This window comes from Methylobacterium sp. C33D (assembly GCF_053345825.1).
Genome location: NZ_JBKFAV010000003.1, coordinates 75,213 through 100,973, shown reverse-complemented (window position 1 = coordinate 100,973; position 25,761 = coordinate 75,213). Strand labels below are relative to the sequence as shown.

General features: G+C 71.2%; 23 protein-coding genes and 1 riboswitch. Of the genes, 13 read left to right on the top strand and 10 right to left on the bottom strand.

Translation table 11 applies throughout. From position 1 onward, the window contains the following. Position 1: 1 nt before the first annotated feature. Positions 2-184, bottom strand: coding sequence for a CbtB domain-containing protein (locus ACLBXO_RS02955; RefSeq protein ID WP_331317574.1), 183 nt, complete (start codon positions 182-184; stop codon positions 2-4). Between the two features lie 35 nt (positions 185-219). Further along, positions 220-414: riboswitch (cobalamin riboswitch) on the bottom strand. Positions 415-564: 150 nt separating this feature from the next. Here ACLBXO_RS02955 and ACLBXO_RS02950 point away from each other — a divergent pair. Beyond that, positions 565-1,923: a discoidin domain-containing protein gene (locus ACLBXO_RS02950; protein ID WP_331317575.1), complete on the top strand. Its 1,359-nt coding sequence runs from the start codon at positions 565-567 to the stop codon at positions 1,921-1,923. Positions 1,924-1,945: 22 nt separating this feature from the next. Here the strand turns inward: ACLBXO_RS02950 and ACLBXO_RS02945 are convergent, their stop codons facing one another. The 4 genes from ACLBXO_RS02945 to secG form a co-directional block, all read right to left on the bottom strand. Next, entirely contained in the window at positions 1,946-3,538 is a 1,593-nt protein-coding gene (locus ACLBXO_RS02945) for a S10 family peptidase (RefSeq protein WP_447684458.1), read from the bottom strand. Then, positions 3,538-3,990: a DNA polymerase III subunit chi gene (locus ACLBXO_RS02940; protein WP_331318631.1), complete on the bottom strand. Its 453-nt coding sequence runs from the start codon at positions 3,988-3,990 to the stop codon at positions 3,538-3,540. The genes ACLBXO_RS02945 and ACLBXO_RS02940 overlap by 1 nt, the downstream gene beginning before the upstream one ends. A 57-nt stretch (positions 3,991-4,047) precedes the next feature. Next, the gene (locus ACLBXO_RS02935; RefSeq protein WP_447684457.1) at positions 4,048-5,676 is read right to left on the bottom strand and encodes a CTP synthase; all 1,629 of its coding nucleotides are present in this window, start codon (positions 5,674-5,676) and stop codon (positions 4,048-4,050) included. Between the two features lie 155 nt (positions 5,677-5,831). Then, entirely contained in the window at positions 5,832-6,254 is a 423-nt protein-coding gene (gene secG / locus ACLBXO_RS02930) for a preprotein translocase subunit SecG (RefSeq protein ID WP_331317580.1), read from the bottom strand. Between the two features lie 307 nt (positions 6,255-6,561). Between secG and ACLBXO_RS02925 the strand changes: the two genes are divergently transcribed. Next, positions 6,562-7,020, top strand: coding sequence for a nuclear transport factor 2 family protein (locus ACLBXO_RS02925; RefSeq protein WP_447684456.1), 459 nt, complete (start codon positions 6,562-6,564; stop codon positions 7,018-7,020). Between the two features lie 72 nt (positions 7,021-7,092). Here ACLBXO_RS02925 and tpiA read toward each other — a convergent pair whose 3' ends face one another. Further along, positions 7,093-7,854, bottom strand: coding sequence for a triose-phosphate isomerase (gene tpiA / locus ACLBXO_RS02920; RefSeq protein WP_331317583.1), 762 nt, complete (start codon positions 7,852-7,854; stop codon positions 7,093-7,095). A 186-nt stretch (positions 7,855-8,040) separates the two neighbouring features. Here tpiA and ACLBXO_RS02915 point away from each other — a divergent pair, with 186 nt between their 5' ends. The 7 genes from ACLBXO_RS02915 (at position 8,041) to ACLBXO_RS02885 (ending at position 15,864) form a co-directional block, all read left to right on the top strand. Further along, on the top strand, positions 8,041-9,942 hold the full coding sequence (locus ACLBXO_RS02915) for a peptidyl-prolyl cis-trans isomerase (RefSeq protein ID WP_447684455.1): 1,902 nt from the start codon (positions 8,041-8,043) through the stop codon (positions 9,940-9,942). A gap of 3 nt (positions 9,943-9,945) precedes the next feature. Beyond that, positions 9,946-11,466, top strand: a complete 1,521-nt coding sequence (gene trpE / locus ACLBXO_RS02910) for an anthranilate synthase component I (RefSeq protein WP_331317587.1) — start codon at positions 9,946-9,948, stop codon at positions 11,464-11,466. A 106-nt stretch (positions 11,467-11,572) separates the two neighbouring features. Beyond that, on the top strand, positions 11,573-12,187 hold the full coding sequence (locus ACLBXO_RS02905; RefSeq protein ID WP_447684538.1) for an anthranilate synthase component II: 615 nt from the start codon (positions 11,573-11,575) through the stop codon (positions 12,185-12,187). 34 nt (positions 12,188-12,221) lie between these two features. Next, positions 12,222-13,259 (top strand): anthranilate phosphoribosyltransferase, encoded by a 1,038-nt coding sequence (gene trpD / locus ACLBXO_RS02900; RefSeq protein ID WP_331317589.1) that lies wholly within the window; start codon positions 12,222-12,224, stop codon positions 13,257-13,259. Further along, a complete protein-coding gene (gene trpC / locus ACLBXO_RS02895) occupies positions 13,256-14,143 on the top strand; it encodes an indole-3-glycerol phosphate synthase TrpC (RefSeq protein WP_447684454.1) in 888 nt (295 codons plus the stop codon). Before trpD ends, trpC begins: the two co-directional genes overlap by 4 nt. A gap of 3 nt (positions 14,144-14,146) precedes the next feature. Beyond that, positions 14,147-14,638: a cyclic pyranopterin monophosphate synthase MoaC gene (moaC, locus tag ACLBXO_RS02890; RefSeq protein ID WP_447684453.1), complete on the top strand. Its 492-nt coding sequence runs from the start codon at positions 14,147-14,149 to the stop codon at positions 14,636-14,638. Next, positions 14,635-15,864 carry a molybdopterin molybdotransferase MoeA gene (locus ACLBXO_RS02885; protein ID WP_447684452.1) on the top strand — a complete coding sequence of 410 codons (1,230 nt, stop codon included), beginning with the start codon at positions 14,635-14,637 and terminating at the stop codon, positions 15,862-15,864. The genes moaC and ACLBXO_RS02885 overlap by 4 nt, the downstream gene beginning before the upstream one ends. Positions 15,865-15,867: 3 nt before the next feature. Here the strand turns inward: ACLBXO_RS02885 and ACLBXO_RS02880 are convergent, their stop codons facing one another. Further along, positions 15,868-17,652 carry a hypothetical protein gene (locus ACLBXO_RS02880; protein ID WP_447684451.1) on the bottom strand — a complete coding sequence of 595 codons (1,785 nt, stop codon included), beginning with the start codon at positions 17,650-17,652 and terminating at the stop codon, positions 15,868-15,870. A 205-nt stretch (positions 17,653-17,857) separates the two neighbouring features. Here ACLBXO_RS02880 and ACLBXO_RS02875 point away from each other — a divergent pair, with 205 nt between their 5' ends. The 3 genes from ACLBXO_RS02875 (at position 17,858) to ACLBXO_RS02865 (ending at position 21,492) form a co-directional block, all read left to right on the top strand. Next, positions 17,858-19,360 carry an NAD(P)/FAD-dependent oxidoreductase gene (locus tag ACLBXO_RS02875; RefSeq protein ID WP_331317600.1) on the top strand — a complete coding sequence of 501 codons (1,503 nt, stop codon included), beginning with the start codon at positions 17,858-17,860 and terminating at the stop codon, positions 19,358-19,360. Positions 19,361-19,634: 274 nt separating this feature from the next. Next, positions 19,635-20,918 carry a PQQ-dependent sugar dehydrogenase gene (locus tag ACLBXO_RS02870; RefSeq protein ID WP_331317602.1) on the top strand — a complete coding sequence of 428 codons (1,284 nt, stop codon included), beginning with the start codon at positions 19,635-19,637 and terminating at the stop codon, positions 20,916-20,918. Between the two features lie 256 nt (positions 20,919-21,174). Continuing rightward, positions 21,175-21,492, top strand: coding sequence for a c-type cytochrome (locus ACLBXO_RS02865; protein WP_447684450.1), 318 nt, complete (start codon positions 21,175-21,177; stop codon positions 21,490-21,492). Positions 21,493-21,598: 106 nt separating this feature from the next. Here the strand turns inward: ACLBXO_RS02865 and lepA are convergent, their stop codons facing one another. The 3 genes from lepA to ACLBXO_RS02850 all read right to left on the bottom strand — a co-directional run bounded on the left by lepA (position 21,599) and on the right by ACLBXO_RS02850 (position 24,700). Then, positions 21,599-23,401, bottom strand: a complete 1,803-nt coding sequence (gene lepA, locus ACLBXO_RS02860) for a translation elongation factor 4 (protein ID WP_447684449.1) — start codon at positions 23,399-23,401, stop codon at positions 21,599-21,601. A 254-nt stretch (positions 23,402-23,655) separates the two neighbouring features. Next, the gene (locus tag ACLBXO_RS02855; RefSeq protein WP_010682254.1) at positions 23,656-23,856 is read right to left on the bottom strand and encodes a hypothetical protein; all 201 of its coding nucleotides are present in this window, start codon (positions 23,854-23,856) and stop codon (positions 23,656-23,658) included. 61 nt (positions 23,857-23,917) lie between these two features. Beyond that, positions 23,918-24,700, bottom strand: coding sequence for a HugZ family pyridoxamine 5'-phosphate oxidase (locus ACLBXO_RS02850; RefSeq protein ID WP_331317606.1), 783 nt, complete (start codon positions 24,698-24,700; stop codon positions 23,918-23,920). 326 nt (positions 24,701-25,026) lie between these two features. Between ACLBXO_RS02850 and ACLBXO_RS02845 the strand changes: the two genes are divergently transcribed. Continuing rightward, positions 25,027-25,737 carry a response regulator transcription factor gene (locus ACLBXO_RS02845; RefSeq protein ID WP_012320037.1) on the top strand — a complete coding sequence of 237 codons (711 nt, stop codon included), beginning with the start codon at positions 25,027-25,029 and terminating at the stop codon, positions 25,735-25,737. Positions 25,738-25,761 lie beyond the last annotated feature (24 nt).

Sequence of the window (25,761 nt, the reverse complement as noted above, 5' to 3'; positions counted from 1 at the left end):
GTCAGTGGCAGGGGAAGTTCTGGGTATGCCGGAAATCGTGCGCCGCGTTGTGGAGCGCGATCGCCGGCGAGAAACCCGCCATGAACAGCAAGCCGAGGCCCAGCACGGCCGCGAGCGCGACGGCGATGGGGCGCTCCGACGCGCGGGTGTCGGCGGCGACGGGGGCGAGGGTTTGCGTCGTCATCAGAAGCGTCTCCAGCCGCCCCACCGGCGGCATTGCGGGATCCTGTCGCGACGGCAGGTCTCCTGGCTTGCGGCTCGACGCGCCCACCGCCTTCCCGGATCGCTCCGGTGGCGCATGGCGGGCGCTCGCCGCTCACAGTTGCGGGGGCAGCCGCGGAATCGGGGCCTCAAACCCCTCACCGCATTCCCTTTTCACCCCGTCTCCGGGGCACCGTCGCCCGGCCGTTGTAGACGCATGGCCGCCGGGACACAACGGAGCGGCGCCGGATCGCGGCCGATTCCCGCGCCCGGGGCGGACTTGACGGCCGCGCCCCGGAGCGGGCACCGCCGCATCCGATACCCGCCCGGCCCCGGCGCGGGCGCTGAATTCCCGGAGACCCGATGGCGCCGACAGACGATCCGAGACCGGTCCTCGTCGATCTCGCGGCCGGCCGTGACCCGCGGATCGTATCGGACGCGGGTACGAGGTGGCTCGAGATCGACCTCGGCGGCCGGTTCCCGATCCACTCCGTCGCCCTGCGGCCGGGGGAGGGGGCGGCTCCCCCGGAACCCGGCGACGTCGCGGTCACGGTCTCGCAGGATGGCGTGACGTGGACCGAGCCGGACCTCGCCGGCTGGACCGCGACCCCGGACGCCCTCGTCGCCGCGATCGTCCCGGACGAGCGGGCCTGGGCGCTGGCGGTCCGGGTCGCCGCGCCCGAGCCGGCCCGGATCGCCGGCATCGGCGTAAGGGCCGAAGAGGCCGCGGTCGACCTGATCACCCTGCGGGCGATGCTCGGCCTCGACGTGACGCTCCTGAACGAGAAGCCCGGCGCCAACGTCTACGTCACCTACGCGCTCCAGTCGGCGCCCGAACGCGCCAGCCACGCCCTGGTCGGCCTGTCGCTGTTCGAGAACGGCGCCTTCGGCAACTGCCTCGTCCAGTACATCATCGCCGTGTCGATCGCGAAGGCGCTCAACCTGAAATACATAAAGGTGCCCAAGGTCGACCGCAGCAAGGTGATCTTCCTGACCGAGCGGCTGACCTGCGACGGCATCACCTTCATCCCGCCGGACGAGCCGCTGCCGGCGGACGGCTACTTCCTGTCGGGCCTGTATTTCGACCCGACGCAGTTCGAGCGCGTGACCGCGCTGCGGGGGCCGACGGATTCGCGCGCGATCGTGCAGAGCGTGATCCGGCCGCTGTTCAACGGCCTGCCGACGACCTTCCCGGCGAAGCCCGACGACCAGCTCCTGATCCACATCCGATCGGGCGACATCTTCAGCACCTGGGTCGATCCGCACTACCCGCAGCCGCCCCTCGCGTTCTACCGGATGGTCATCGACCGGCTCCTGGCCGAGGACCGGATCCGCTCGGTCAAGCTCGTCTTCGAGAACAGGCTGAACCCGGTCATCGCCGAGGTTGAGGCGTACGCGGAACGGCGCGGTCTGCCGGTCGAGACCCAGAGCGAGTCGCTGATCTCCGACGTCGCGGCGCTGGTGAACGGCCGCTACCTCGTCTTCGGGCTGGGGACCTTCGGGCCGGGAATCTGCCACCTCTCGGACCACGTCGAGCAGGTCTTCTACTTCGCGTCGAACTGGCCGCAGGGCTTCCAGTCGATCCCGACCATCGGGAAGGTGGTCGAGGTCCGCGATCTCGAGGGCCGCTACATGAAGGTCGGCGAGTGGCAGAACACCGACGCGCAGCGCCGGACGATGGTGGCGTACCCGGCCGAGGCCCTCGCCTTCGACGACGCGTGACCGGCGCGGCAGGTCGGAAGCGCTACGGCACCGTCCGGAGACGCTCGGCGGGCGCTCCGGCCGGACGGGTCGAGCCGGCGTCGCGCACCTTCAGGGCGTCCGTGTACATCCGTTCCACGTCCGTCCGGAAGGCGGCGCGCGAATCCGGACGCGTGTAGAACATGTGCCCGCCCGGATAGACCGCGAGACTCAGGCGGCCGGCGGCGTAGGCCGGGACCTGCGCCAGCAGGAGCTTCGAGGCGAAGTAGGGCGTCACCAGGTCGGTGAACCCGTGCGCCACGAGGACGCGCAGGTGCCCGTCGAGCGCCAGATCGCCCTTCAGGTTGGACAGGACCTCCGGGGCTTGCCGGCCCGAGCCCCAGCTCCAGCCGCGATTGACCGCGTTGTTCAGGAGCTCGTAGCGCATGTTGGTCACGGGCCATTTCAGCGTGCGCGCGTAGAGGTCGAGCATCGCGCTCGTCAGCGGCGCCTGCAGGGCGGTGAGCTGCGGATCCTCGAAGCTCGACTGGGCGGCATCCGGGTTCGGGTCCCAGCCGGTGATGCCGGTGTCGTAGGCGCTGGTCACGCGGCCGTCGGCGCGGTCGATCTCGCGCTGGACGCTCCGGGTCGAGAGGCGCGCCGCCTGGGCGCGCACCAGGGCTGGGTCGAGGCCGACGAGGGGCGCGACCTTCTCGGTCATCCGGGCGACGGCGGCCGTGTCGCTCGGACCCTTCAGCAGGTCGCTCAGGTACGGGCCCGAGGCGTAGGCCTCCGCGTCGCCGAGCAGGGTTGGCGTCGGCACCGTGCCGGCCCGCTCGAGGGCGCCGGCCGCCAGCGAGGGCAGCTTCAGCACGTAGCCCCACGGGTTGGCCCGCGGCGTCTCCAGCCACGCGAAGTCGAGCACCGGCGAGAGCAGCACCATGCCGGACAGGCCGACGCCGATCTCCTCCTGGAGCTTCTCGGCGACCAGCGGGCCGCGGAAGCCGCCGTAGCTCTCGCCGACGAAGAACTTCGGGCTCGCCATGCGGTCGTTGACGCGCAGGTAGCGGGCGATGGTCGCCGCCAGGGTCGAGGCATCGGAATCGATCGACCAGTAGGCCTTGCCGTTCCCGTCCGCGGCCCGGCTGTACCCGGTCCCCACGGGGTCGATGAAGACCAAGTCGGTGAAGCCGAGCCAAGTCCCGTCGTTGGGCGTCAGCGTCACCGGCTGCGACGGGCTGATGCTGTCGCCGCCGACCGGCAGCCGCCAGGGCCCGATCGCCCCGATGTTGAGATAGGCCGACGCGGCGCCCGGGCCGCCGTTGACCGCGAAGGTGACCGGACGCTCGCGGCCGGCCTGCGGCGCCATCGTGTAGGCGACGTAGGCGATCTCGGCCTGCAGCTTCCCCGCCTCGTCGACCAGCGGCAGGCTGCCAGCGGTGGCGGTGAAGTCGAGGGTCCGGCCGTCCGGCAGCGTCACGCTCTGCTTCGTCGTCGAGTCGGGTGGCAGGCGCCGTCCCTCCGGCCCGCGCTGCGCCGGCTTGCTCTCCGCCGGATGGCCGTGCGGCGCGTCCTGTGCGTGGGCGACCGGGGGCGCGGCGAGCGCCAGGGCGAGGGCGAGCGCGGCGCGCCCGAGACGTGCGTGGGGGGGCACCATCAAGCCTTCTTGTTCCAGCGTCCGGACTCGTCCTGCTGCCAGTAGGCCACCGCGTGACCGGCGTCCTTGGCCTGCTTCCACTGCTCGCGGGCGCGCAGGAGCGCGTCCTGATCGGTCCCGTCGAACAGGATGCAGATCCGCTCGTACTGCCCGGCGTCGGGCGGCAGGTCGGCGCCCTCCACGAGGAAGCGGATCGAGGCCGCGTTGGGATTCACGTCCCGGAGCGTGAGCACCACCGGCTGGCTCGCGGCGTCGGGCTCGCGGTCGGTGCCGTGCGGCAGGAAGCTCTCGTCGGAATAGGTCCAGAGGTGGTCGTCGAGCGCCTGCAGGCGCTCCTCGCTCGCCGCCTGGATGGCGGCCTGCCAGCCGCGGTCCAGCGAGCGCTCGACGAGGTTCGGCAGCACCTTCTCCAGGGGCTGCCGCTGCATGTGGTAGAAGAGGATCTCGGTCACGGCACCGAGGATATAGGGCCGCAAGTCGCCGCGCGAGCAGCGGCGCGCCGCCGCGGCCTAGACCAGGCGGCTCTGCTCGATCGCGGCGCCGACGAAGCCCTTGAACAGCGGGTGCGGCTCGAAGGGCCGCGACTTCAGCTCCGGGTGGAACTGCACGCCGATGAACCACGGGTGCCCGACATGCTCCACCGTCTCGGGCAGGAGGCCGTCCGGGGACACGCCGGAGAAGCGCAGGCCCTTGGCCTCCAGCCGCTCGCGATAGGCCATGTTGACCTCGTAGCGGTGGCGGTGCCGCTCCGAGATCTGCTCGGTCCCGTAGATCTGGGCGATCTTGGACTCGGGATCGAGCTTCGCCTCGTAGGCGCCGAGCCGCATCGTGCCGCCGAGATCGCCGGCCGCCGCGCGCCGCTCCAGCTCGTTGCCGCGCAGCCACTCGGTCAGCAGGCCGACCACCGGCTCGGCGGTGTCGCCGAACTCCGTGGAATTGGCCTCCGGCATCCCGGCCAGCGAGCGGGCGGCCTCGATCACCGCCATCTGCATGCCGAAGCAGATGCCGAGATAGGGGATGCGCTTCTCGCGGGCGTAGCGGGCCGCCCGGATCTTGCCCTCGGCCCCGCGCTGGCCGAAGCCGCCCGGCACGAGGATCCCGTTCAGGCCTTCGAGGAACGGCGCCGGATCCTCGCGCTCGAACACCTCGGCCTCGATCCACTCGAGATTGACCTTCACCCGGTGGCTGATGCCGCCGTGGATCAGCGCCTCGGTCAGCGACTTGTAGGCGTCTTTCAGCCCCGTGTACTTACCGACGATGGCGATCGAGACCTCGCCCTCGGGATTGCGCACGCGCTCGGCGATCGTCTGCCAGCGGCCGAGATCCGGCTCCTCGCCGTGCTCCAGGCCGAAATGGCCGAGCACCTCCCGGTCGAGACCCGCCGTCCGGTACGAGAGCGGCACCTCGTAGATCGAGGCCACGTCGAGCGCCTCGATGACCGCGGTCTGGCGGACGTTGCAGAACAGCGCGAGCTTGCGCCGCTCGTCCATCGGGATCGGCCGGTCGCAGCGGCAGAGCAGGATGTCGGGCTGGATGCCGATCGAGCGCAGCTCCTTCACCGAGTGCTGCGTCGGCTTGGTCTTCAGCTCGCCCGCGGACGGGATGTAGGGCAGCAGCGTGAGGTGGACGTAGCAGCAGGTGCCCCGCGGCAGCTCCTGGCCGAGCTGCCGGATCGCCTCGAAGAACGGCAGGCCCTCGATGTCGCCGACCGTGCCGCCGATCTCCACCAGCACGAAATCGAAGCTGTCGTTGCCGTCGAGGACGAAGTCCTTGATCGCGTTGGTGACGTGCGGGATCACCTGGATCGTCGCGCCGAGATAGTCGCCGCGGCGCTCCTTGGCGATGATGTCCTGGTAGATCCGGCCCGTGGTGATGTTGTCGGCCCGGCTCGCCGGGACACCGGTGAAGCGCTCGTAGTGTCCGAGGTCGAGGTCGGTCTCGGCGCCGTCGTCGGTGACGAACACCTCACCGTGCTGCGTCGGGCTCATCGTGCCCGGATCGACGTTCAGGTAGGGGTCGAGCTTGCGCATCCGGACCCGGTAGCCGCGGGCCTGAAGGACCGCCGCGAGCGCTGCCGAGGCCAGTCCCTTGCCGAGGGAGGAAACCACGCCGCCGGTGATGAAAACGTACCGCGTCATGGGCCTCGGTCCATAAAGAAGCTGCTGGCATTTGCCAAACGGCGGAGACCCCGGCCCGTGCATGGGCTGGGGATCGCGCGACGCATGGCGTGGACCGGCCGAGCGCCGGTCCGTCGGGACGAGGGGCGACGCCGCGCCGCCCGCGGCGCGCGCCGTCAGCGCGACTGCGGCGCGTCCGGAACCGCCGGCTGGGCGGGAGCCGGTGCCGGCTGGGCGGGGGCGGTCGCGGGGGCCCGGTCCTGCTGCTGGCGCAGCGTGTCGAGGAGGTTGTCGGCACCAGTCGGCTGCTTGGCCGGCTGGCCGGAGGTCTGCGGCGCGCCGGTATCGAGGATCGACTTCGGCGCCGCCGAGCGGTGCGACAGGATGGCGAGGACCATGCTGGTCGTGAAGAACAGCGCCGCCAGGATCGCGGTGGCCCGCGTCAGGGCGTTGGCCTGGCCGCGGCCGGTCATGAATCCGCCGACGCCCCCACCGCCGCCGCCTCCGAGCCCGAGACCGCCCTCGGAGCGCTGGAGCAGCACCACGCCGATCAGCGCGAGCACGATGATGAGGTGGACGACGATCAGGACGGTCTGCATCGGTGTTCCGGGATCTTCTTCAGCGCCGCGCGCCGGCAGCGGGCACCGGAAGACGTACGCACGAGGGCCGGGGCCCGCGATCGTTCACGAGTCTCCCGGGCACGCGGACGTGCGGCGGGAGCTTCGGGGGCGACGCGTCGGGCGGACCGGCCGGAATTCGGCGACGGCATACACCACCGGCTGCCCGTCGCCAACCTGACGCGCGCCGCCGGCTGTCCGCTCCGGCTCTCGCCTTCGGCCGCGCTCCGTGCTCTCTGCCGGGGAAGGGCGGCCGACCGAACGCGCCGCCGGGTCCGGGAGGCAAGCCATGTCCGTGTCACGCCGTGCGGCGCTCGCCGTCGCCATCGCCGCGCCCGTCCTGATCCGATCACGCACAGGCTTCGCGGCCGGGTCCGACTCCGGCGCCCAGGGCGCCGCCGTCGAACAGGCGGTCGACGCCCTCACCAAGGCGCTCCTGGCCGCGGACGGGCCGGCCCTCGACGCCCTGGTGCTCGACGGGCTGAGCTACGGCCATTCCAGCGGGCAGATTCAGGACAAGACGGCCTTCATCGAGACGCTGACCAGCAAGCGCTCGAGCTTCCCGAGCATCACCCTCTCGGACCGCTCCGTCTCGGTCGTGGGTGACGACGCGATCGCGCGCCACGTCTTCGCCGGCGAGGTGGTCTCGGGCGGCAAGACGTCGCCGGTGCATATCGGCGTGATGCAGGTCTGGCACCGCGACGGCGGCCGCTGGCGGCTGCTGGCCCGGCAGGCGTTCAAGATCTGACGGCTGCGCGGCCGTCGAGCCCGGTCATGCGGAGCGGCGCCGCGCCGGCGCCGCGGCCCGGCATACCCGCCCTCAGGCGTAGGCGGCGCAGATCCCCAGGAAATCCTCCGCCACGAGGCTCGCGCCGCCCACCAGCGCGCCGTCGACGTTGTCGACCGACAGGAGTTCCTTGGCGTTCCCGGGCTTGACCGAGCCGCCGTAGAGGATGCGGATCTTCTGCGCCTCGTCGCCCACGAGCTTGTCGAGCATCTCCCGCAGGGAGGCGTGGACCTCGGCGATGTCGCGCGGCGTCGGCGTCCGCCCGGAGCCGATCGCCCAGACCGGCTCGTAGGCGATCACCGTGTCGGCCGCCGTCGCGCCCTTGGGCAGGCCGATGGCGAGCTGCGCGCGGACGATGTCGAGGGCGCGGCCCTGCTCGCGCTCCTCGATCGTCTCGCCGACGCAGATGATGCCGCACAGGCCCGCCCGCCGGGCGCCCAGCGCCTTGGCGTGGACCCCGTCGTCGGTCTCGTGGTGGTAGGCCCGGCGCTCGGAATGGCCGACGATCACGTACTTGGCGCCGAGGTCGGCGAGCATCTCGGCCGAGATGGAGCCCGTGAAGGCGCCGCTCGGGCGGGCGTGCAGGTTCTGGCCGCCGATCGCGATCGGCGATCCGGCCGCCGCCGCCACGCAGGATCCGATCAGCGTCGCCGGCGGGCAGATCAGCACGTCGATGCGGGGCGCGAGGTCCGGCGACAGCCCGTCGCGAATCGCTTCGACGACCTGGATGGATGCCCGGGTCCCGTTCATCTTCCAGTTGCCAGCGACAAGCGGCTTGCGCCCAGACTGCGTCATTCCTGCCCTCGCTCCGCCGCGGCTTTTCCGAAGTTGCCGGGGCCTATCAGAGCGAGCTTGAGCGTGCAAACGGCCCGGAGCGCCCGAGTCTTTGCCTGTGGACGCGAATGGTCTATCGCGGTCGGCTCTCAGGGACAGCGCCGGCCCGGCGACGGGGCGGCTGCCGAAGGTACTCGATCACAGACCATGCTTCAGGGCATCCGCAACGCCAGCCAGCACTGGCTCGGCAAGATCGTCTTGACGATCATCTTCACGCTGCTGATCGCCGGCGTCGGCATCTTCGGGGTCGAGGAGTTCTTCCGCGGCGGCGCGAGCAACAAGGTGGCCACGGTCGGCAGCACGCCGATCACGGCCGAGCAGGTGCGCCAAGCCTACCAGAACCAGCTGCAGCGCTATCAGACGCAGCTGAAGCGTCCGCTGACGCCCGATCAGGCGCGGATGCTCGGTCTGGACCGGCAGGTGATGTCCCAGCTGATCACCGAGGCCGCCCTCGATCAGAAGACGCACGACCTCGGCCTCGCCGTGCCGGATTCCTCGGTGATCAAGGCGATCCACGAGGAGAAGAGCTTCCAGAACCAGCAGGGCCAGTTCGAGCCGCAGCTCTTCTACCAGACCCTGCAGCGCGCCGGCCTCAACGAGGGCCTGTTCGTGCGCGAGCAGCGCTCGGTGATCGCCCGCCTCCAGCTGGCCGAGGCGGTGTCGTCGGACCTGCACGTGCCGCTCGCCATGCGGGAGGCTGTCCACCGCTACACCACGGAGCGCCGCGCGGCCGCCTACCTGATGCTGACCCCCTCGGTGGCCGGCCAGATCCCCGATCCGACGGACGACGAGCTGAAGACCTGGTACGAGGCCAACAAGTCCGGTTTCCGGGCGCCGGAGTTCCGGGCGGCCAACCTCCTCGTGGTCGAGCCCGAGGCGATGGCGAAGCCCGACGCGATCACCGAGGCCGACGCCCGCGCCGCCTACGCGCTCAACAAGGACCGCTACGGCACGCCCGAGAAGCGAACGATCCAGCAGATCGTGTTCCCCGACGCGGCCGCCGCCGAGGCGGCCCACAAGGCGATCACGGACGGCTCGAAGACTTTCGACGCGGTGGCGGCCGAGCGCGGCACCGACGAGAAGGACCTGACCCTCGGCACGCTGACCAAGAGCGAGCTGTTCGACAAGGCCGTCGCCGACGCCGCCTTCGCGCTGCCGGAGGGCGGCGTGAGCCAGCCGGTCCAGGGCCGGTTCGGCACGGTGCTGCTGCGGGTCACCAAGATCGAAGCCGGGACGGTGAAGCCGTTCGAGGCGGTGGACGGCGAGATCCGCAAGGCCCTCGCCTTGGCCCGCGCCCGCGACGCGATGGAGACCACCCGCGACGCGATCGAGGATCAGCGCGCCGGCGCCAAGCCGCTGGCCGACATCGCGGCGGAGCGCGGCCTCAAGGTCGTCACCGTGAAGGCGGTGGACGTGAACGGCAAGGGACCGGACGGGCAGCGGATCACCGACATCCCGGACCCGGAGACCACCCTCCCGGCCCTGTTCCGCGCCGAGATCGGCGGCGACAACGAGCCCCTGCGGACCAAGTCCGGCGGCTATGTCTGGTACGACGTCACGGGGATCGACGCCGCCCACGACAAGCCCCTCGACCAGGTGAAGGACGGCGTGAAGGCCGGCTGGACGGCGACCGAGATCGCCAAGCGCCTGCAGGCCAAAGGCCGCGAGCTCGTCGAGAAGATCAACAAGGGCGAGACGATCGAGGCCGCCGCGCAGGAGATCGGCGTGAATCTCCAGGAGGCGCAGGATCTCGCGCGCAACCAGGCCAAGGACATGCTCACGGCGGACGTGGTGAACCTGATCTTCGCGACCCCGGTGGGCAAGGCCGGAACGGCGGCGGCCGGGGATTCGCGGGCGGTCTTCAAGGTCACCGCGGCGACGGTCCCGGCCTTCGTAGCCGACAGCCCGAGCGACAAGCAGATCACGCAGAGCTTCCAGGCGGCGCTCGCCGACGACGTGCTGTCCGAGTACATCAGCGAGGTCCAGAAGAACGCCGGCGTGAAGGTCGATCCGGCGGCCCTGCGGCGGGCCATCGGCGGCGAGTACTGAGGCATGGCCGAGACGCCCGATTACGCGGCCTTCGCGGCGCGCTACGAGGCCGGGCAGCCGAGCCTCGTGGCGGTGAGCCTCGTCGCCGATCTCGAGACGCCGGTGGCGGCGTTCCTCAAGCTGCGCGCCGGGCATGCCGGGCCGGCCTTCCTCCTGGAATCCGTCGAGGGCGGCGCCGTCCGCGGCCGGTACTCGATGATCGGCCTCGATCCGGACCTGATCTGGCGCTGCCGGGCGGGCGCGCCCGCGATCGCGCGCGGGGCCGATCTCACGCGGTTCGAGCCGGATCATCGGGCGCCGCTGGCGAGCCTGCGGGCGCTCATCGCGGAGAGCGCCATCGGCGAGTCGGACGGCCAGGACCTGCCGCCGATGGCCGCCGGCCTGTTCGGCTATCTCGGCTACGACATGGTCCGCGCCATGGAGCGGCTGCCGGAGCCGAACCCGGATCCCCTCGGCGTGCCGGACGCGATCCTGGTGCGCCCCCGGGTGATGGTGGTGTTCGACTCGATCCGCGACGTCATCACCGTCGTCTCGCCGATCCGGCCCGTCCCGGGCACCGCGGCCCGGGCCGCCTACGAGGACGCGCTGCAGCGCGTCGACCGGGTCGCCGCCGCCCTCGAGGGGCCGCTGCCGATCGAGGCGCGGGTGGACCTGTCGACAGTCGCCCCGCCCGAGCCGGTCTCCAACACGCCGCCGGACGACTTCTTCGCCATGGTGGCGCGCGCCAAGGAGTACATCGTCGCGGGCGACGTCTTCCAGGTGGTGCTGTCCCAGCGGTTCTCGGCGCCGTTCACGCTGCCGGCCTTCAGCCTGTACCGCTCGCTCCGGCGGACCAACCCGGCGCCGTTCCTGTGCTACCTCGATTTCGAGGGCTTCCAGATCGTCTGCTCCTCGCCCGAGATCCTGGTGCGGGTACGTGACGGCGTGGTCACGGTCCGCCCGATCGCCGGCACGCGCCGTCGCGGCGCGACCCCGGCCGAGGATACCGCCCTCGCCGAGGAGCTGCTCGCCGACCCGAAGGAGCGGGCCGAGCACCTGATGCTGCTCGATCTCGGCCGCAACGATGCCGGCCGGGTCTCGCGGATCGGCAGCGTCCGCGTGACCGACTCGTTCTTCATCGAGCGCTACAGCCAGGTCATGCACATCGTGTCGAACGTCGAGGGCGACCTCGACCCGCGCCACGATCCCCTGGACGCCCTGGCCGCGGGATTCCCGGCCGGCACGGTCTCGGGCGCCCCGAAGGTGCGGGCCATGGAGATCATCGACGAGCTGGAGCGCGAGAAGCGCGGGCCGTACGCGGGCTGCATCGGCTATTTCGGCGCGCGGGGCGAGATGGACACCTGCATCGTCCTGCGCACCGCGGTGGTGAAGGACGGGACCATGCACGTCCAGGCCGGGGCCGGGATCGTCTACGATTCCGATCCTGCCTCCGAGCAGCAGGAATGCGTCAACAAGGCCAAGGCGCTGTTCCGGGCCGCCGAGGAGGCGGTGCGCTTCGCCGCGCAGGCCAAGCGCGGGCAGTAGGGCGGCCAGTAGGGCGGGCGTGCGGCTGCGCCGCCGTCCCACGCCGACGGTTGACCGCGCGGGTGCGAGCGGTCACATCGCCTGCATGCCCGAGCGTGCCGCCGCGATGCCCAACGTCCTCGTCATCGACAACTACGATTCCTTCACGTGGAATCTCGTGCACCTGATCGGGCCGCTCTGCGGCGCGGTCGAGGTCGCGCGCAACGACGCGCTGACCATCGCCGACATCCGCGCCAGGGCGCCCGACGCCATCGTGCTGTCGCCCGGGCCGTGCACCCCGACGGAGGCGGGGATCTGCCTCGACGTGGTCCGCCACCTGTCCGAGGAGATCCCGATCTTCGGCGTCTGCCTCGGCCTCCAGGCGATCGGCCAGGCGTTCGGCGGCGACGTCGTGCGGGCGCCCCTGCCGCTCCACGGCAAGGTGTCGACCATCCGCCACGGCGCGCGCGGCCTGTTCCGCGGCCTGAACGACAGCTTCGAGGCAACCCGCTACCACTCCCTGGTGGTCGACCGCGCGACCTGCCCGACGGCCCTGCGGGTCACCGCGGAGGCCGACGGCCTGATCATGGGCCTGGAGCACGCCGACCGGCCGCTCCACGGCGTCCAGTTCCACCCCGAGAGCATCCGGTCGCAGCACGGCACGGAGATCGTGAAGAACTTCCTCGATCTCGCCGCCGCCTGGAACACGGCGCGTGACAGGACGCGTGCCGACGTGCATTGACGCCGGGGGCCGGGGCGGCCCTCCGTAAGAACCCATGGACAGCTTCAGACCCCATCTCGCGAAGGTCGCCGGGGGCCTCGCCCTCGACCGCGCCGAGGCCCGCGCCGCCTTCGACGACCTGCTGTCGGGCGAGGTCACGCCGGTCCAGGCGGGCGCCTTCCTGACCGCGCTCAAGGTGCGCGGCGAGAGCGTCGAGGAGATCGTCGGCGCGGCCGAGGCGATGCGGGCGCGCATGACGCGCGTCGCGGCGCCCGCGAACGCCGTCGACGTCGTCGGCACCGGCGGCGACCATTCGGGCAGCGTCAACGTCTCCACCCTGGCGGCGATCATCGTGGCCGCCTGCGGCGTGCCGGTGGCCAAGCACGGGAACCGCGCGGCGACCTCGCGCTCCGGCGCGGCCGACGTGCTCGCCGCCCTGGGCGTGCGACTCGGGCTCGACCCCGCCGCGCAGGCCCGCTGCCTCGAGGAGGCCGGCCTCTGCTTCCTGTTCGCGCAGGCCCACCATCCGGCGATGCGCCACGTCGCGGCGGTCCGGTCCGAACTGCCCGTGCGCACGATCTTCAACCTGCTCGGTCCGCTGAGCAACCCGGCCGGCGTCGGCTACCAGCTGTTCGGCGTCGCCCAGGCGGCCCTCGCGGAGCCGCTGACCCGGGTCCTGGCCGAACTCGGCAGCCGCCGGGTCTGGACCGTGCACGGGTCCGACGGGCTCGACGAGATCACCGTCACGGGCCCGACGCAGGTGGTCGCCCTCGACGAGGGGCGGCTGTCCCACTTCACCATCGACCCGCGCGCGTTCGGGCTGGCGCTGCGCGCGCCCGAGGAGCTGCGCGGCGGCGATCCCGCCGAGAACGCGCGGTCCCTCGAGGCCGTCCTGGCGGGGGCGCGCAACGCCTACCGGGACATCGCGGTCCTCAACGCGGGGGCGGCGCTCGTCGTCGCGGGGGCCGCGCGGGCCCTGGCGGACGGCGTCGCGCAGGCGCAGGATGCCGTCGATTCCGGGGCCGCCCGGGCGACGCTCGCCCGCCTCGTCCGGGCTTCGAACGACCACTCCAACGGACAGGAGGGCCGATGAGCTCGCTGACGCACGAGGCGATCCCGGAGACCGGCGCCGGGACGCCGACCGAGCGGCCGAACGTCCTCGCCCGCATCGAGGCCTACAAGCGCCGCGAGATCGCCGAGGCGAAGCTGCGCGTGCCGCTCGCCAAGCTGGAGCGGAAGGTCGCGCAGGCGGAGCCGGTGCGCGGCTTCGCGGCGGCGATCCGGACCCATCTCGCCGCGGACCGCCCGGCGCTCATCGCCGAGGTGAAGAAGGCCTCGCCCTCGAAGGGCCTGATCCGCGCCGACTTCGATCCGGCAACGCTCGCCGCCGCCTACGAGGCCGGCGGCGCCACCTGCCTGTCGGTGCTGACCGACGAGCCCTCGTTCCAGGGACGGCCCGAGTACCTGACGGCCGCCCGCGCGGCCTGCAAGTTGCCGGTCCTGCGCAAGGATTTCCTGTTCGAGCCCTATCAGGTCTACGAGGCCCGAGCCTGGGGCGCAGACTGCATCCTCGTCATCATGGCCTGCCTCGACGACGACGAGGCGGAGGCCCTGGTCGGAGCGGCGCATCTCCTCGGGATGGACGTCTTGGTCGAGGTGCACGACGAGGCCGAACTCGCCCGGGCGATCCCCCTCGGCACGGCGCTGATCGGCATCAACAACCGGAACCTCAAGACTTTCGAGGTCTCGTTCGAGACCGCGATCCGGCTCGCGCCGGGAATCCCGGCGGATCGGATCGCCGTGGCCGAGAGCGGCATCGGCGACCACGCCGACGTGGTGCGGCTCCGGGACAACGGCCTCGGCGTGGTCCTGGTCGGCGAGAGCCTGATGCGGCAGCCGGACGTCGCGGAGGCGGCCCGCGCCCTGCTGTTCGGCGACGCGGGGGCCAAGGGCGGCAAGCCGCGGAAGAAGGCGTAAGGCATGCGGCCGGGCTCGACGCTGACCCATCTCGACACGAGCGGCGCGGCCAACATGGTCGACGTCACCGACAAGCCCGCTGCCGACCGGACCGCCCGGGCGGAAGGCCAGATCGTGATGAGGCCCGAGACCCTGGCGCTCATCCGCGAGGGCGACGCCAAGAAGGGCGACGTGATCGGCACGGCCCGGCTCGCCGGCATCATGGCGGCCAAGCGCACCCACGAGTTGATCCCGCTCTGTCACCCGCTCCTGCTGTCGAAGGTGCGGGTCGAGTGCGAGGCCGACGACGCCCTCCCGGGGCTGCGCGTCGCCGCCGAGGTCCGGGTCCAGGGGCCGACCGGCGTCGAGATGGAGGCGCTCACCGCCGTCTCGGTGGCCTGCCTGACGGTCTACGACATGGTGAAGGCGGTCGATCGCGGCATGCGGATCGAGGGGATCCGGCTGATCGCCAAGGACGGTGGCCGTTCCGGCGCCTACCGGGCTCCGACCGAATGAGCGGCCTGATCCCGGTCGCCGAGGCGCTGGCGCGGGTGCTCGCGAGCGTCGCCGCGCCGGTCGAGCCCGAGACGGTCCCGCTGGCGCAGGCCGCCGGCCGGACGCTCGCCGCCGACGTCGTCGCCTCGCGCACCCAGCCGCCATTCCCGGCCTCGGCGATGGACGGCTACGCCGTGCGCGGCGCCGACGCCGCGGCGGTCGGGGCGACCCTGCGGTTGATCGGCACCAGCGCGGCCGGCCACGGTTTCCCGGGTCGCATCGGCGCGGGTGAGGCGGTCCGGATCTTCACCGGCGCGCCGGTGCCGGAGGGCGCGGACGCGATCTTGATCCAGGAGAACGCCGCCGCCGAGGCGGGCGCGGTGCGCGTCCTGGAGCCCGTGGAGCCGACGCGGTTCATCCGCCGGGCCGGCCTCGACTTCACGGCGGGCGAGACCCTGATCCCGGCCGGCATCAGCCTCGACGCGCGCCGCCTCGCGCTCGCCGCCGCGGCCGGTCATCCCCGCCTCCCGGTCAGTCGCCGGCCGCGCGTCGCGATCCTCGCCACCGGTGACGAGTTGGTGGTGCCGGGCGCGACGCCCGGCTGGGACCAGATCGTCGCCTCGAACAGCCTCGCGCTCGGCGCCCTCGCCGCGGAGGCCGGCGCCGATATCGTCGATCTCGGGATCGCGGCGGACGACCACGACGCGCTGGCGGACGCGTTCCGTCGCGCCCGCGCGGCGCGGGCCGACGTGCTCGTCACCCTCGGCGGCGCGTCCGTCGGCGACCACGATCTGGTTCAGGCCGCGCTCGCCAGGGAGGGCCTGGAACTCGGCTTCTGGCGGGTCGCCCTCCGGCCGGGAAAGCCGTTGATGCACGGCCGCCTCGGCGACATGCTGGTGATCGGACTGCCCGGCAACCCGGTCTCATCCATCGTGTGCGGGCTGCTGTTCGTGGTGCCGGCGATCCGCGCGCTCCAGGGCGACCCGCAGGCGGGCGCCGACCGGAGCGAGCCGGCCACGCTGGGCCGCGACATGCCGGAGAATGACGGGCGGGCCGACTACATGCGGGCGAGCCTGGCCCTCGAGCCCGGCCGGCTGCCGGTCGCGACCGCCGAGCAGCGCCAGGACTCGTCGATGCTCGCCGTCCTCGGACGGTCCGAGGCCCTGCTGATCCGCGCCCCGAACGCACCGGCCGCGCGCGCCGGCGATCCCTGCCGGATCATCCGGCTCGATCGCCGCCTGCTCTGATCGTCAGGGCACGACGCGCCAGACCTTGAGCGGGCCGGGCACCTCCAGCGGCACGAGGCGGGCGCTCCCGGCCGCGCCCGCGGCGAGCCGCGTGGCGAAGGCCGTCTCCGCCTGCAGATTCTCGGCCGGCCGGGCCGGGCAGGCGACGAGGTAGCTGACGCCGAACGCCGTCAGCACCCGGTCGAGGTCGGCCTCGGTGCCGCCCAGCCCCTCGATCGCCGCCGCGAGTCCGGGAATGGCCCGGTGATAGGGCGCGGCGACGATCGTGTGCGGGGTGCGGAGGAGAATCGACGGCCCCATGAAGATCGGGGCGAGCACGGTGCCTTCGGGCAGGCGCGCCAGGGGGCGGACTGCGGCATCGTCGAGGCAGGCGGTGGTCTCGGCCGCGTCGGGCGCGGTGCGCAGGCCGGGCGCCAGGGTCTCCGCCAGGAGCGCCGGGATCATCCAGAGGCTGCTGACCAGCGCGGCGCCGAGGAGCGCGACGGGCCAGCGCCGCCCCCCGGCCGGCAGCGTTGCCCGCGCGAGCGCGCGGTCGAGGACGACGCCCGCCACCAGGGGCACGAATCCGGAGACGATGTAGAGACCGCGGAACTGCGCGATGCCGAGGATCAAGCCGGGCCACAGGAAGAGTGCCACCACCGACCAAACCCGGCGTTCGGGCCCGCGCCACGCCATGCCGGTGGCCGCGAGGCTCGCCAGGATCACGACCGGGTAGAAGACCAGCGCCTCCCACTGGCCGCGGGCCACGAACTTCGCCAGCGGCGCCATCTCGTTGACCGTGAGCAGCCAGTGGATCCGCACCAGCGGCGGCATGTCGGGGAACGGGCCGCCGAGGCAGGCCGGGAAGGCGGCGGCGAACCCGGCGAGCAGGACGCTCCCCACGACACCCGCGAGGGCGAGGCGCGCCGGGATCGTCGCGAGGCGCTCGCCCGCGGCGGCGGCTCCTGCGGCGAGGCCCAGCCCGCCGAGGGTGAGCCAGAGCCAGGGGGGCGAGAGCGCGTCGCAGCGGGTGACGCCCCAGAGCGCGGGCGCCGTCTGGACGGCGAACAGCGCGGGAGCGGCGAGGCCGAGACCCAGGCCGAAGCCCGCGAGCGACGCCAGCGCGGGCCGTCCGCGCAGGCACCAGTCGGCCGTGAGAAAGACGGCCGCCAGCGCCACGAAGGGCAGGCCCTCGAGCCCGATCGCCAGCGACACGGCTGCCAGGATCCCGCCGATCAGGCCGGGTCGCAGGCCCCCGCGGATCATGCAGAAGGCGAGACCGAGGATCGAGAGGATCTGCAGATTGTGGTGGTCCACCCGCCCCGCCTGGAACTGGATCATCACACCGAAGGTCTGCGTGGCCGCGATCAGGGCCAGGAGCGCGGCGCGGCTGCCGAAGCTGTGCCGGACGCCGCGATACAGGAGCCAGCCGTAGAGCCCGAAGAGCAGCATGGGCCAGAGGGCCGCCGTCAGACCCACGGCGCGCGCGTGGCCCGTCAGGGGCGTGAGCCCCAGGATCAGGCCGGCGATCGGCGCGTCGACGAGGCGCGACCAGTGGCTCGGCACGCCGCCAGGGGGCAGGAATCGGTACTGGACGTTGTCGTACCAGCCCTGGCCGGCCAGCAGGTCGCGCACTTCCACGAGGCGCATCGCGTCGTCGGTGTCAGGGACGCGGAGGTGGTGGATCGTCTCCCACACGGCATGGGGGGCGTTCACCGTCGCGATGCAGAGTGCGGCAAGGATCCACAGCAGCGTGCGGGCCTCGATCCGCCGGCGCGGTCGGGAGAGGGGTAGCGCCGGAGCCGGCATGGTTGGATCACCCGGGCGGGCGGTCGATGCCCTCGCCGGCATGCTCGCGCGGTTCGGCTTAACGCGCGGTCAAAAGGGCACCGGACGTGCGGCCGGTCGCCTGTCCGCCCCGCCGGTGCCAGCGATTCCTTAACCACGACCCGCCATCCTGGCGACCGGTCGGCGTCCTGCGCGTCGCGCGCCGCACCATTCGCCGGAGCATGGGATGAGCCACCACACCGAGACGCTGGTGATCGGCGCGGGACCCGCGGGTCTGACCGCCGCCTACCTGCTGTCGAAGAAGGGACGCTCCGTCACCGTCCTGGAGCGGGATCCGGCGCAGGTCGGCGGGATCTCGCGCACCGTCTCGCACAACGGCTACCTGTTCGACATCGGCGGCCACCGGTTCTTCTCGAAGTCCCAGGCCGTGGTCGACCTCTGGGACGAGATCCTCCCCGACGACTTCATCGAGCGCCCGCGCCTGTCGCGGATCTACTATCGCGGCCGGTACTACGCCTACCCGCTCAAGGCCTTCGAGGCTCTGCGCAATCTCGGCGTCGTCACCAGCGCGGCCTGCGTCGCCTCCTACCTCTACGCGCGCCTGCGGCCGGTGGCGGAGCCCAAGACCTTCCACGCCTGGGTCCGTAACCAGTTCGGCGAGCGCCTGTTCTCGATCTTCTTCAAGACCTACACCGAGAAAGTGTGGGGCATGTCGTGCGACGCGATCTCGGCCGACTGGGCGGCGCAGCGCATCAAGGGGCTCGACCTCGGCGCGGCGATCCGCGACGGCATCAAGCGCTCGCTGGGCCTGCGCAAGGCGCCCAGGGCCGGCGGTCCCGTCATCAAGACGCTGATCGAGTCGTTCCGCTATCCCCGCCGCGGCCCCGGCATGATGTGGGAGGCGGCGGCCGCCAAGATCCGCGCCCAGGGCGGGCAGCTGAAGCTCGACCGCGGCGTCGATTCCCTGAGCTACGATGCCGGCACCGGCATCTGGACGGTGGCGGCCCGCCGCTCGGACGGCAGCCGCGAGACCTTCACGGCCCGCAACGTCATCTCGTCCGCGCCGGTCCGCGAGCTCGTCGACGCGATCCGCCCGCGGCCGCTCAGCACCTTCAACGCCCGGGCGCTGAAGTACCGCGACTTCCTGACGGTGGCGCTCATCGCGAAGTCTGACAAGAACTTCCCGGACAACTGGATCTACATCCACGACCCGGCGGTGAAGGTCGGCCGGGTGCAGAACTTCCGCTCGTGGTCGCCCGAGATGGTGCCGGACGCGGACCATACCTGCCTGGGCCTGGAGTATTTCTGCTTCGAGGGCGACGGCCTGTGGAACGCAGAGGATTCCGAGCTGGTGGAGCTCGCCAAGCGCGAGATCGGGCAGATCGGCCTGATCGACCCGGCCGACGTCGTCGATGCCTGCGTGGTCCGTCAGCCGAAGGCCTACCCGGTCTACGACGAGGAGTATGCCGGCCACGTCGTGACCGTGCGGCGGGAACTGGAGCGGGATTTCCCGAGCCTGCACCTCGTGGGCCGCAACGGCATGCACAAGTACAACAACCAGGACCACGCGATGATGACCGCGATGCTGACCGTGGAGAACATCCTCTGCGGCCGGCGCCGGCACGATGTCTGGCGGGTGAACGAGGACGCCGAGTACACCGAGTCCGGCGTGTCGGGGGCCGACGTCGCCCTGGGCAGCGAGCGCCTGGTCCCGCGCAAGGTTGCCTGAGGCGGGTTCCGGTCGGTCGGGTCGGCCTGTCCGTCCTCGCGCGCGGAGCGAAGCATCCGAGGGCGGTGCTGGGCGCCCTGAAGTCGCGCTGGCCTGGGTCGCTGCGCTCGCGATGACGGAGTGTGCGATCCGACTGGGGGTGACGATCGGAAATCCCGCGGTAGGCGACACGGCTCGAGCCGCGTCACCGGTGCCGCTTGCCGGCCCGTTCCGCGCCTCTATCGTTCCTTTCCGGTAATGCCCTGGTTCAAGGGCCGCCGGGAGGATTCTTTCGATGCGATCTCTGCTTCTCGCCGCGCTCATCGCGGGCGTGGCCATGCCGGCGGCGGTGTTGCCCGCCCTGGCGCAGGGTGCGGCCCCTGCCGAGACCAAGGCCAAGACCGACGACCTCGAGAAGCTCGAGGGCTTCCACAGCACCGACACCCAGGCCGCCGCGGAGATCCCGCAGACCGGCCGCCGCGCCGACGCGATCCGCAAGAACCTGTCGAAGATCAAGCTGCCGGACGGCTTCAAGATCGACCTGTACGCCGTGGTGCCGGATGCCCGCGCGATCGCCGTCGGCCCCAATGCCGGGGTGCTGTTCGTCGGGACGCGCAAGAGCAAGATCTACACGGTCACCGACCGTGACAAGGACCGGGTCGCCGACGAGGTCCGGCCCTTCGCGCCGGGCATCGCGTTCAAGATCCCGAACGGCGTCTGCTTCTCGAAGGACGGCGTCCTCACCGTGGTCGAGCAGAACCGGGTCCTGGCCTTCCCGGCCGCCGAGTTCTTCTACGAGAACCCGGACGTCGCCGCCGGCGTGCTGGTCAAGCAGGGCGCTCTGATCCCGGCCTCCGAAGAGAGCTTCAACCATACCGCCCGCGTCTGCCGGGTCGGGCCGGACGGCAAGACCTACATCGCGCTGGGCCAGCCCTACAACGTGCCGCCCGCCGAGAAGATGGATCTCTACAAGAAGACCGGCATCGGCGGCATCATCCGCATCGACGCCGACGGCAAGAACCGCGAGGTCTACGCGACCGGCATCCGCAACTCGGTCGGGATGGATTTCAACACCGACAAGTCGCTGTGGTTCACCGACAATCAGGTCGACGGCATGGGCGACGACAAGCCGCCGGGCGAACTGAACCGCTCCACCAAGGCGGGCGAGAATTTCGGCTTCCCGTGGTTCGGCGGCGGCGCGGTCCGGACGGTCGAGTACAAGGACCAGACCCCGCCGGCCGACGCCGTCGCCCCGCAGGCCGAGCTGCCGCCGCACGCGGCCGATCTCGGCATGACCTTCTACAACGGCAAGCAGTTCCCGGCCGCCTACAAGGGCGGGATCTTCATCGCCGAGCACGGCTCGTGGAACCGGACCGAGCCGGTCGGCGCCCGGGTGATGTTCGCCAAGCTCGGCGCCGACGGGAAGGTCGAGTCGGTCAAGCCGTTCGCGGAAGGGTGGCTCACCGGCGACGGCGAGTATCTCGGCCGTCCGGTGGATGTGGCGGTGATGCTCGACGGCTCGCTGCTGGTCTCGGACGATTCCGCCGGGGCGATCTACCGGATCTCCTACGAGAAGTAGTTTCTTGTGATGGGGCGCCTCTTCTCGAGAGGGGCGCCCCGTTGCGGGCGAGCGCGACGCGCCCCCTCTCCCGTGCGGGAGAGGGTTGGGGTGAGGGACGAGAACGTTCAGGATCAGGCACGCGTTCGATGCGCCGAATAGGGTGCACTCCACTCGGAGCGACCTGATCCCTCACCCTGTCCCTCTCCCGAACGGGGGAGGGGACCCGCGCCTTTTACACTGACCCTTTGTGCCAGCGTCACTTTGAGTTCGCCCGATGATCCGTCCGCTTCTCGTTCTGCTCGCCACCCTCGTCCCGCTCTCGGCGCAGGCCGGCGATGCCGCCGCGGGCAAGAAGCGCGCGACCGCCTGCCAGACCTGCCACGGCATGGACGGGCTCTCGAAGCTGCCGGAGGCGCCGAACCTCGCCGGGCAGGTCGAGCCCTACCTCGTGAAGGCGCTCACCGAATACCGCGACGGCAAGCGGCAGAACGAGATCATGAACGTGGTCGCGAAGGAGCTGTCGGACGCCGACATCGCCAATCTGGCGGCGTACTATTCCAGCATCCAGATCGACGTGCTGCCGCCGGGGTAAGCCACACCGCCGTCATTGCGAGGCAGCGAAGCGATTCAGTCGCGCCACGCTCACCGATGTCGCGCGACCCTGGTTTGCTTCGCGCCGCTGGCGATGACGCCGCGGATCAATCGTCCATCTTCAGGGCGGCGATGAACGCCTCCTGGGGAATCTCGACGCGCCCGAACTGGCGCATCTTCTTCTTGCCTTCCTTCTGCTTGTCCAGCAGCTTGCGCTTGCGCGAGATGTCGCCGCCGTAGCACTTGGCGGTGACGTCCTTCGACAGGGCCTTGATCGTCTCGCGGGCGATGATCTTGCCGCCGATCGCCGCCTGGACGGGGATCTGGAACAGGTGGCGGGGGATCAGGTCCTTCAGCTTCTCGCACATCGCCCGGCCGCGCGATTCGGCGCGGGTGCGGTGGACCAGCATCGAGAGGGCGTCCACCGGCTCGGCGTTCACCAGGATCGACATCTTCACGAGGTCGCCCTCGCGGTAATCCGACACGTGGTAGTCGAAGGAGGCGTAGCCCTTCGAGATCGACTTGAGCCGGTCGTAGAAGTCGAACACCACCTCGTTCAGCGGCAGGTCGTAGACCACCATGGCGCGCTTGCCGACGTAGTTGAGGTCGATCTGGACGCCGCGCCGGTCCTGGCAGAGCTTGAGCACGCCGCCGAGATACTCGTCCGGCGTCAGGATCGTGGCGCGGATCCAGGGCTCCTCGACCGTCTCGATCTTCATGACGTCCGGCATGTCGGCCGGATTGTGCAACTCCTTGATCTCGCCGTCGCGCATCTTGAGCCGGTAGACCACCGAGGGCGCCGTGGAGATCAGGTCGAGGTTGAACTCGCGCTCCAGCCGCTCCTGGATGATCTCCAGGTGCAGGAGCCCGAGGAAGCCGCAGCGGAAGCCGAAGCCGAGGGCGGCCGAAGATTCCATCTCGTAGGAGAACGAAGCGTCGTTGAGCCGGAGCTTGCCCATGGCCGAGCGGAGATTCTCGAATTCGGCGGCGTCGACCGGGAACAGGCCGCAGAACACCACGGCCTGAACTTCCTTGAAGCCCGGCAGCATCTCGGTGGTCTGGCGCTTGTCCTCGGTGATGGTGTCGCCGACGCGGGTGTCGGCCACCTCCTTGATCGAGCCGGTGAAGAAGCCGACCTCGCCCGGGCCCAACGCGTCGATGTCGGCCATCTTCGGCCGGAACACGCCGATCCGGTCGACGCCGTAGACGGCGTCAGCGCCCATCATCCGGATGGTCATGCCCTTCTTGAGGGTACCGTCGATGATCCGCACCAGCACCACGACGCCGAGATAGGCGTCGTACCAGCTGTCCACGAGCAGCGCCTTCAGGGGCGCGTCGCGGTTGCCCTTCGGTGCCGGCAGGCGATTGACGATCGCTTCCAGCACGGCTTCGATGTTGAGGCCGGTCTTGGCCGAGATCGGCACGGCGTCGGAGGCGTCGAGGCCGATCACCTCCTCGATCTGCTCCTTCACCCGGTCCGGCTCGGCGGCGGGCAAGTCGACCTTGTTGAGGACCGGGACGATCTCGTGGTTGGCGTCGAGCGCCTGGTAGACGTTGGCGAGCGTCTGCGCCTCGACGCCTTGCGAGGCGTCAACGACCAGCAGCGATCCCTCGCAGGCGGCCAGCGAGCGCGACACTTCGTAGGCGAAGTCCACGTGGCCGGGCGTGTCCATCAGGTTGAGGACGTAGTCCTTGCCGTCCTGCGCCTTGTACTCCAGGCGCACGGTCTGCGCCTTGATGGTGATGCCGCGCTCCTTCTCGATGTCCATCGAGTCGAGCATCTGCTCCGACATGTCGCGGAGCGCGACTGTGCCGGTGGCCTGGATCAGCCGGTCGGCCAGGGTCGATTTGCCGTGGTCGATATGCGCGACGATCGAGAAGTTGCGGATGGTGTCGATCGGGGCTGTCATCGGCATTCCGTTCGGGCGCGCGCCGGCGCGCACCGTCTGACGTCTGGACGTGTTCGGATGGATCGGCTCCCGCGCGAGATAGCAGCGCAGCGGGAAGGCGCCAAGCGCGGCCTAAGCGCTCGCTCGGTCATTCGGGGCGGCGCGGCCGGGCCAGGAGCGCGTGCGGCGCCGTCGGCCACGGCACAAAACAACGGGGGCCGGAACGGGCCGGCCCCCGGGTCACGATCGTGTCTGGCGCCGAGGAGCGATCTGGCTCAGCGACCGCGGTCGCGGATCAGTCGCTCGATCTCGGCCTCGCCGTGGGAGCGCGCCTTGGCCTCGGTCGGATGCTTCCGGTCCGAACGCTGGTGCAGCTTGCCGTGCTTGCGGATGCTCCACTGGAACAGGGAGCCGCTCTCGCCGACCGGCTCCACGTCGAGGCTGAAGGGGTAGGTATCTGTCTGGGTATCGCTCATGGTGCCGATATGGGGCGGTCAGCGACCTTTCGCCATGCCTGATCGGCAAGTCCTTGCGCGTTTACGCGTCCGCACCGGTCGCGCGCGCCCGCGCGGCCATGGCAACGAGGCTTCTGCGCAGCGCACCCATGTCGGTGACGCGTTCCGGATAGGGGACGCGCAGGGTGCGGTCGGCCGCCATCATGTCCATGCCCTCCGGGTCGAGGCCGGTGAGCCGCCAGGGCAGGTCGGCCGCGCCGCCGGCGCCCGCGGCGTAGAGCGCCAGCGCGTCCGCGTGGTCGGCGTTCATGTGCTCGACGGCGCCGCGCTCGCCCGCCACGATCGCCTGCGCGTCCGAGAGGTCGAGGAGGAGCTGGTCGCGGGTCAGGGTCGCGGCCTTGGCGAAGCCGCCATTGAGGTGGCCGGCCTCCGGCGCCAGGGCGAAGAAGCCGAAATCGGGGAAATCGGCGTAGAGCTTGGCCTTGGGGTGCCGGGCGAGGAACCGCTCCCGCGCCCGCGTCTCGGCGGTCTGGACGGCGCGGCCGACCACGGTCAACCGGGGATGGGCGAGGGGATCGCCCTTGCCGCCCTGCGAGAACAGCAGCGAGCAGCGCGGGTCGGCCAGCAGGTTGCGCGTGTGGGCCGACAGCCGCGACAGCAGCATCAGCGGCGTGCCGTCCGCGTCGGTGGCGATGGTGACGAGCGAGGCGAACGGCGTCCCGTCCGGCTCCAGGGTCGCGAGCGCCCCGGACCGGACGCAGCGCAGGAGCGTGCGCGACAGGCCGATCGCGTCGAACGGCGCCGCCTCGGCCGGCAGCGGACGGGCCGGCCCGCCCGCCGGACCCGTGTCGATCGTCTCGCCCATGCGCGATTCCTCCCCTCTCCGAGCGGCCGCCCGGTACCGCCGCCACGTTAGCGGCGCGGCGCGGGCCGCGCGAGGCGCCGCGGCCGCGTCAGATGGGCCTCCGTTCGACCGCAGATCGACCGTCGGGCGCGCCCGTTACGGCCAAGCTATGACCGCCGCTCGCTTTTTCCGATCGGCCGTACTAAAGCACCTGTCCCTTTGCGTGTGCCGGGCTGCGCCGAAACCGCCCGGTTCGCGTTTTTGTCTGCCCCCTCGGGGCCGGGACGTGGCGCGGCCTGTGCGAAGAGCCGGGACCGCGCCTGAGCCCGTTCAGTCAGGGACCGCGCATGCCGACCATCGCCCTCGTCGACGACGACCGGAACATCCTCACCTCTGTGTCGATCGCGCTTGAGACCGAAGGCTACCGCATCCAGACCTACACGGATGGGGCCTCCGCGCTGGACGGTCTGCGCCACTCCCCGCCCGATCTCGCGATCTTCGACATCAAGATGCCGCGCATGGACGGGATGGAGCTTCTCCGACGCCTGCGGCAGAAATCGGACCTTCCCGTGATCTTCCTGACGTCGAAGGACGAGGAGATCGACGAGCTGTTCGGCCTCAAGATGGGCGCGGACGACTTCATCCATAAGCCGTTCTCGCAGCGCCTGCTGGTGGAGCGGGTGAAGGCGGTGCTCCGCCGCTTCGCCAAGGAGGCCCCCGGCGGCACGCCCCGCGGCGAGGCCGAGGTCGCGGCCCGGTCGCTCGAGCGCGGCGCGCTGATGATGGATCCCGAGCGGCACACCTGCACGTGGAAGGGCGAGCCCGTGACCCTGACGGTCACGGAGTTCCTGATTCTCCAGGCCCTCGCCCAGCGCCCCGGCGTCGTGAAGAGCCGCAACGCGCTCATGGACGCGGCCTACGACGATCAGGTCTACGTCGACGACCGGACCATCGACAGCCACATCAAGCGGCTGCGGAAGAAGTTCAAGGTCACCGACCAGAGCTTCGACATGATCGAGACGCTCTACGGCGTCGGCTACCGCTTTAAGGAGGCGTGATCTCCGGGATCCGCTCCGTGACCG

Bases quoted from the DNA above. Each gene is read 5' to 3' on its own strand.
- ACLBXO_RS02955 (WP_331317574.1), bottom strand. From the start codon at position 184: ATGACGACGCAAACCCTCGCCCCCGTCGCCGCCGACACCCGCGCGTCG.
- ACLBXO_RS02950 (WP_331317575.1), top strand. From the start codon at position 565: ATGGCGCCGACAGACGATCCGAGACCGGTCCTCGTCGATCTCGCGGCC.
- ACLBXO_RS02945 (WP_447684458.1), bottom strand. From the start codon at position 3,538: ATGGTGCCCCCCCACGCACGTCTCGGGCGCGCCGCGCTCGCCCTCGCC.
- ACLBXO_RS02935 (WP_447684457.1), bottom strand. From the start codon at position 5,676: ATGACGCGGTACGTTTTCATCACCGGCGGCGTGGTTTCCTCCCTCGGC.
- secG (WP_331317580.1), bottom strand. From the start codon at position 6,254: ATGCAGACCGTCCTGATCGTCGTCCACCTCATCATCGTGCTCGCGCTG.
- ACLBXO_RS02925 (WP_447684456.1), top strand. From the start codon at position 6,562: ATGTCCGTGTCACGCCGTGCGGCGCTCGCCGTCGCCATCGCCGCGCCC.
- tpiA (WP_331317583.1), bottom strand. From the start codon at position 7,854: ATGACGCAGTCTGGGCGCAAGCCGCTTGTCGCTGGCAACTGGAAGATG.
- ACLBXO_RS02915 (WP_447684455.1), top strand. From the start codon at position 8,041: ATGCTTCAGGGCATCCGCAACGCCAGCCAGCACTGGCTCGGCAAGATC.
- trpE (WP_331317587.1), top strand. From the start codon at position 9,946: ATGGCCGAGACGCCCGATTACGCGGCCTTCGCGGCGCGCTACGAGGCC.
- ACLBXO_RS02905 (WP_447684538.1), top strand. From the start codon at position 11,573: ATGCCCAACGTCCTCGTCATCGACAACTACGATTCCTTCACGTGGAAT.
- trpD (WP_331317589.1), top strand. From the start codon at position 12,222: ATGGACAGCTTCAGACCCCATCTCGCGAAGGTCGCCGGGGGCCTCGCC.
- trpC (WP_447684454.1), top strand. From the start codon at position 13,256: ATGAGCTCGCTGACGCACGAGGCGATCCCGGAGACCGGCGCCGGGACG.
- moaC (WP_447684453.1), top strand. From the start codon at position 14,147: ATGCGGCCGGGCTCGACGCTGACCCATCTCGACACGAGCGGCGCGGCC.
- ACLBXO_RS02885 (WP_447684452.1), top strand. From the start codon at position 14,635: ATGAGCGGCCTGATCCCGGTCGCCGAGGCGCTGGCGCGGGTGCTCGCG.
- ACLBXO_RS02880 (WP_447684451.1), bottom strand. From the start codon at position 17,652: ATGCCGGCTCCGGCGCTACCCCTCTCCCGACCGCGCCGGCGGATCGAG.
- ACLBXO_RS02875 (WP_331317600.1), top strand. From the start codon at position 17,858: ATGAGCCACCACACCGAGACGCTGGTGATCGGCGCGGGACCCGCGGGT.
- ACLBXO_RS02870 (WP_331317602.1), top strand. From the start codon at position 19,635: ATGCGATCTCTGCTTCTCGCCGCGCTCATCGCGGGCGTGGCCATGCCG.
- ACLBXO_RS02865 (WP_447684450.1), top strand. From the start codon at position 21,175: ATGATCCGTCCGCTTCTCGTTCTGCTCGCCACCCTCGTCCCGCTCTCG.
- lepA (WP_447684449.1), bottom strand. From the start codon at position 23,401: ATGACAGCCCCGATCGACACCATCCGCAACTTCTCGATCGTCGCGCAT.
- ACLBXO_RS02855 (WP_010682254.1), bottom strand. From the start codon at position 23,856: ATGAGCGATACCCAGACAGATACCTACCCCTTCAGCCTCGACGTGGAG.
- ACLBXO_RS02850 (WP_331317606.1), bottom strand. From the start codon at position 24,700: ATGGGCGAGACGATCGACACGGGTCCGGCGGGCGGGCCGGCCCGTCCG.
- ACLBXO_RS02845 (WP_012320037.1), top strand. From the start codon at position 25,027: ATGCCGACCATCGCCCTCGTCGACGACGACCGGAACATCCTCACCTCT.